Source organism: Methylobacterium sp. WL18 (genome assembly GCF_008040015.1).
GTDB classification, from domain to species: domain Bacteria; phylum Pseudomonadota; class Alphaproteobacteria; order Rhizobiales; family Beijerinckiaceae; genus Methylobacterium; species Methylobacterium mesophilicum.
On record NZ_VRVD01000295.1, the window covers coordinates 1 to 5,721 of the forward strand.

The following is a 5,721-nucleotide window of genomic DNA, read 5'->3' on the forward strand; positions in this document are numbered from 1 at the left end:
ACGGTGGGCCGCGCCGCGGCCGCAGCCGGGCTGCGGCGGGTCGGCTCTGCCTTGGCGGCGATGTGATCGACGAGGTCGCGGATGTGAACCATGCCGCGGGGGTCGTCCAGCGTCTCGCCGTAGACCGGCAGGCGGGAATGGCCGGCGTTGCGGAACAGCTTGAGCAGATCGCCGAGATTGGTGTCGTTCGAGACCGCGACGATGTCGGCCCGGGGGACCATCACGTCGTCGACCCGCACCTTGTGCAAGCCGAGCACGTTCTTGAGCATCACCCGCTCGAGGGGGGTGAGACCGCTCTCGCCGGCATCGGGCTCGGCGAGCGCCTCCTCAAGGCCCTCGCGCAGCGAATCGCGCGGCTTGAGGTGGAGCGCCTGGAGCAGGCGGTCGTACCAGGGCTCCCGGGTCTGGGATTCGCCCTCGGTGGAACTGGGCGCGGCCAGGGCCGCGCCGCGACTTCGATCGTTGCTCATGTCTCTCGGATCTGGGGGCGGTGGGGAATCGGCCGCTCAGGCATAGGGGTCCGGAATGCCCAAGGTCGCGAGGGCCGCGACTTCGAGCGCCTCCATGGCCTCAGCCTCGGCCTCGCCGTTCTCGTGGTCCTGACCGAGACAATGCAGGGTGCCATGGACGAGGAGGTGCGCGAGGTGATTCTGGAGCGGCTTCGACTGCTCGGCACTCTCGCGCACAAGGGTCTCGTAGGCAAGGACCACGTCGCCGAGCGGCAGCGCGGCGCCCGCATGCCGGGGCTGCGGGGCCGCCGGGAAGGACAGCACGTTCGTGGGCTTGTCCTTGCCGCGCCATGTGCGGTTGAGATCCTGGACGGTGACGTCGTCGGTCAGCATGACGCTGACTTCCACGGGCCCGTCCGGCGGCTCGGGAGCGGCCGACAGCCCCGCCTCGACGGCGCGGATCACGAGCGATTCGAGGTCGGGAATCGCGGTTTCCCAGCGGTCGTCCTCGACGGCGATGTCGATGTCGTGCGGCGTGCTCACGCCAGGGGCCGACGCCGGGGGTTGGGATTGCGGTCGGCATCGCCGTCGCCGTGGGTGGCGCGCTCGTAGGCGGTGACGATCCGGCGCACGAGGTCGTGGCGGACCACGTCCACGTCCTTGAAGGTCACCCGGCCGATGCCCTCGACGCCGTCGAGCACGTTCACCGCCTCCACGAGGCCGGATTTCTGGCCCGGCGGCAGGTCGACCTGACTGGGGTCGCCGGTGATGATCATGCGCGAGCCCTCCCCGAGGCGGGTCAGGAACATCTTCATCTGCATGGAAGTGGTGTTCTGCGCCTCGTCGAGGAGCACCACGGCGTTGGTGAGCGTCCGCCCGCGCATGAAGGCCAGCGGCGCGATCTCGATGATGCCGGTCTGCAGGCCGCGATCCACGTGGCGCGCCTCCATGAAGTCGTAGAGGGCGTCGTAGATCGGGCGCAGGTACGGATCGACCTTGTCGCGCATGTCGCCGGGCAGGAAGCCCAGGCGCTCGCCGGCCTCCACCGCCGGGCGTGACAGGATCAGTCGCTCGGCATGGCCCTGCTCGAGCAGCGACACGGCGTGGCCCACCGCCAGCCAGGTCTTGCCGGTGCCGGCCGGGCCTTCCGCGAAGACCAACTCGTTGGAGCGCAGGAGCTTGATGTACTGGTCCTGCGCCTGGTTGCGCGCCCGCACGGCCCCGCGGCGGCGGGTGGCGATCTGCTCGAAATGCGGCGTGTCGGCCTCGGCCGCGATCGCCTCGGCGGGGAACAGGGTCGCCTGCGCGGTGGCTTCGCGGATCGCGCCGTCGACATCGCCCAGCGTCAGGGTGCTGCCTCCGGTCCGCACCCGGGCGTAGAGCTTGAGGAACACCCGCCGGGCCTTCTCGGCGGCGTCGGGCGAGCCCTTGATGACGAGGTGGTTGCCGAGCGCCGTTGCGGTGACGTCGAGCCGGCGCTCGATATGGGCGACGTTCTGATCGTATTGACCGAAGACGAGGCTCGCGAGGCGGTTGTCGTCGAAGGTCAGCGGCACCTCCACGGCTTCCTCCAACTCGGCCGGCCGCGCCGCCGGCCCGCGACCCCGCAGGGGGCCGCGCTCGCCAGACCCGTCCGACGCGCTCAACCTGTGATCCTCACCGCCATCCCCATCGCTTAAATCCTCACGCCGCCACAGCCTCGGAAGCCAGCTGCCCGAACAGGCTGTTCGTCCCGGCACGGACGATCCGGACCGGGACGATCGACCCGATATGGTGGAGCGGGGCGTCGAACTGCACAGCCAGCAGGTGCGGCGTCTTGCCAGCGAGCTGCCCCGGAAGCCGGCCGGCCTTCTCGACCAGAACGTCGAACACCTGGCCGACCGCCGCCCGCTGGTAGGCGTAGCGCTGCTCGTCGAGGAGCGCCTGAAGCTCGGCGAGCCGCGCCGCCATCACGGGTTCGGGCACGCCGTCGTCGCGCTCGGCGGCCGGCGTGCCGGGGCGGGGGCTGTACTTGAACGAGAACGCGCTCTCGAAACCGATCGCGCGCACCAACCGAAGGGTGTCGGCGAAGTCGGCGTCGGTCTCGCCCGGGAAGCCGACGATGAAGTCCGAGGACAGGGCGACGTCCGGCCGGGCGGCGCGCACCCGGTCGATCAGGCGCCGGTACTGGTCGCCGGTGTGCTTGCGGTTCATGGCCGCGAGGATCCGGTCCGAGCCCGACTGAACCGGCAGGTGCAGGTACGGCATCAGCGCCGGCACCTCGGCATGGGCCCGCACGAGCGCATCGTCGAAATCGTTCGGGTGGCTGGTGGTGTAGCGGACCCGGGCGAGGCCGGGGATCTTTGCGACGGCCCGGATGAGGTGGGCGAGCCCGACCGGGGCACCGTCCGGGCCGAGGCCGTGATAGCCGTTGACGTTCTGGCCGATCAGCGTGACCTCGCGGGCGCCGCCCTCGGCAAGCCTCTGGGCCTCGGCCAGCACCGCCGCCACGGGGCGGGAGACCTCGGCACCGCGGGTATAGGGCACCACACAGAAGGCGCAGAACTTGTCGCAGCCTTCCTGCACGGTGAGGAAGGCCGTCGGCGCGGAGGTGCGGCGCCGGGGCAGGTGCGCGAACTTGTCCTCGACCGGGAATTCGGTGTCGACCACCCGGCGCTCGCGGGAACGGGCCAGGAGGTCCGGCAGGCGATGGTAGCTCTGCGGGCCGACCACCACGTCCACCGCGGGCTGGCGCGCCTGGATCTCGGCGCCCTCGGCCTGGGCGACGCAGCCGGCGACGACGATGCGGGTGTCGAGGCCGCGGGCCTGCCGCTCGCCCTTCAGGACGCGCAGGCGGCCGAGTTCGGAATAGACCTTCTCGGCGGCCTTCTCGCGGATGTGGCAGGTGTTGAGGACGACGACGTCGGCCTCCTCCACCGAATCGGTCGGCGTATATCCCTCAACGCCCAGCACGTCGGCCATGCGGGCCGCGTCGTAGGCGTTCATCTGGCAACCGTAGGATTTGACGAAGGCCTTCTTCAACGCGTGCCGCCCTAAAACCGTCCGCTCGCCCATCGACCCGCCCCGATCCTGCGCGGACCGGCGGGCGGGAGCCTGTAGCACGGATCGCGCGGGCCGTCGCGACACCCCACGGCAAGGCGCGGTTTCCAAAGGGCTCAGCCCTTTGGCGGGTTTGGGGCGGAGCCCCGATAACCTTGGGAGGCGGCGGGGCTTGCCCGCCGCCCCGTCGTCAGTGGGCCGCGGCCGCGGCTGGGACGTCGATGACCATCTGCTGGAAGAACGGCACGTAGGCCTGGAGCATCACGAACAGGCCGACCAGGCAGGCGAGCGCGATCGAGTGCCAGAACACGAAGCGCAGGATCTTGCCTTCCTGCCCGAAATAGCCGGTGGCCGTGGAGGCGACGACGATCGACTGGGCGTCGATCATCTTGCCCATCACGCCGCCCGACGAGTTCGCCGCCGCCATCAGCACGCCCGAGAGGCCGAGTTGCTCGGCGGTGATCCGCTGCAGCCCGCCGAACAGGACGTTCGAGGCCGTGTCCGACCCGGTCAGCGCGACGCCCAGCCAGCCGAGCAGGGTGCCGAAGAACGGGTACAGGATGCCGGTGCCCGCGAAGGCGAGGCCCAGCGTGGCGTCGACGCCGGCGTAGCGGGTGAGCACGCCCAGCGCCAGCATCGCCGCGATGGTGATCAGCGAGAACCGCAGCGCCCAGATGGTCTCGACATAGGCCGTGACGAGGCGGACCGGCGAGAACCGCATGATCAGGCCGGAGATGAGCGCGGCGATCAGCACCCCGGTCCCGGTGTAGGACATGTAGGTGAACAGGAAGACCGCGCCCTCGGGCACCGGCTTGGCCACCACCGGCGGCACCTTCATGATCGCGTTGTGCAGGCCGGGCACCTCGTATTTCCAGGTGAAGAGCGGGTTCACGATGCCCTTGAACCAGCCGGTGCCCCAGATCGCCACCACCACCGAGAGGATGATCCACGGCAGCCAGGCCAGCAGGATCTCGCGCTGCGAGGCCGTGCGCGTGCCGGTGTGGACCGGGGGCGTGCCGGGAACGCCGGCGCCCAGCGGCGACGGGCGCGGAGTGGCCAGCGCCAGGGACGGATCGTGACCGCGCAGCGCCGGGGAGGTCCAGATCTCCCGCGGCTGCCAGACCTTCAGGAACAGCACGAGGGCGAGCATCGAGGCGATCGAGGCGCCGATGTCGACGATCCACGGATTGACGTAGTTCGAGATCAGGAACTGCGCGGTCGCGAAGGATCCGGCGCAGACCAGGATCGGCGGCCAGACCCGGACCATGCCGCGGAAGCCCGCGAACACCCAGATCAGCCAGAACGGCACGATCAGCGAGAACAGCGGCAGCTGCCGGCCGATCATGGCGCCCAGGATCTCGGGCGGGTAGCCCGTGACCGAGGCCAGGCCCTGGATCGGCGCGCCGAGCGCCCCGAAGGCGACGGGAGCCGTGTTGGCGATCAGCGACAGGCCCGAGGCCGCCAGCGGCGAGAAGCCCAAACCGATCAGGATCGCCCCGGTGACCGCCACCGGCGTGCCGAAGCCGCCCGCGCCCTCGAAGAAGGCGCCGAACGCGAAGGCCACCAGGAGGAGCTGCAACCGCCGGTCGGCGGTGATGCCGGCAACCGACTGCTGCAGCACCGAGAACCAGCCCTTCTCCACCGTCAGCCGGTAAAGGAAGATGACGTTGAGGATGATCCAGCCGATCGGGAAGAAGCCCGTGACCATGCCGAGGATCGCGGCCCGGGACGCGAGCCCGGCCGGCATGCCGAAGCCCACGATGGCGACCAAGAGGGCGAGGACCAGGGCGATGACCGCCGCGATGTGGGCTTTCACGCGCCCGCTGGCGATCATGGCGAGGAGGGCGATGACCGGCACGGAGGCGGCCAGCGTCGAGAGCCAGGGGCTCCCGAACGGATCGTAGACTTGGTTCCAGGGTTGCAAGGGGCGTCCTCCGATACCCCGATGTCAGGGGTTTCGGCCGACCTATCAGAGGCTCACCAGACCCTCAACAGATATGCATCATGTATTCATAGGGTGGTTCTACCGGGATATGGCGGTCACGGGTCGGATCCATCCAGGCCGCTTCGCCACGCGTGCGATGACGGGAAACCGCATCGCACCCGTCTCGTAAGGCCCCCAAAAACCTCACACCGCCGCGATCTCGGGGCCGCCGAGGTCGAGCCCCGGGGCGGCCGGCCGAGGCCCGAGCGTGGGCCTGGTCTCGCCCCGGCCGGTGGCGATCCCCTGAAG

At 70.1% G+C, this 5,721-nt stretch carries 5 protein-coding genes; all 5 read right to left on the bottom strand.

Going from position 1 to position 5,721, the window contains the following annotated elements; genetic code table 11:
* Window positions 1-470 (bottom strand): CBS domain-containing protein (locus tag FV228_RS18745; RefSeq protein WP_147856006.1); only part of this gene is annotated, 470 nt, incomplete at its 3' end.
* Between the two features lie 36 nt (window positions 471-506).
* Window positions 507-992, bottom strand: a complete 486-nt coding sequence (gene ybeY, locus FV228_RS18750) for an rRNA maturation RNase YbeY (protein WP_147856007.1) — start codon at window positions 990-992, stop codon at window positions 507-509.
* The gene (locus FV228_RS18755; RefSeq protein WP_187277812.1) at window positions 989-2,059 is read right to left on the bottom strand and encodes a PhoH family protein; all 1,071 of its coding nucleotides are present in this window, start codon (window positions 2,057-2,059) and stop codon (window positions 989-991) included. Before FV228_RS18755 ends, ybeY begins: the two co-directional genes overlap by 4 nt.
* A 73-nt stretch (window positions 2,060-2,132) precedes the next feature.
* Window positions 2,133-3,470, bottom strand: coding sequence for a tRNA (N6-isopentenyl adenosine(37)-C2)-methylthiotransferase MiaB (gene miaB, locus FV228_RS18760; protein WP_147856010.1), 1,338 nt, complete (start codon window positions 3,468-3,470; stop codon window positions 2,133-2,135).
* A 208-nt stretch (window positions 3,471-3,678) separates the two neighbouring features.
* On the bottom strand, window positions 3,679-5,412 hold the full coding sequence (locus FV228_RS18765) for an L-lactate permease (protein WP_147856009.1): 1,734 nt from the start codon (window positions 5,410-5,412) through the stop codon (window positions 3,679-3,681).
* Window positions 5,413-5,721 lie beyond the last annotated feature (309 nt).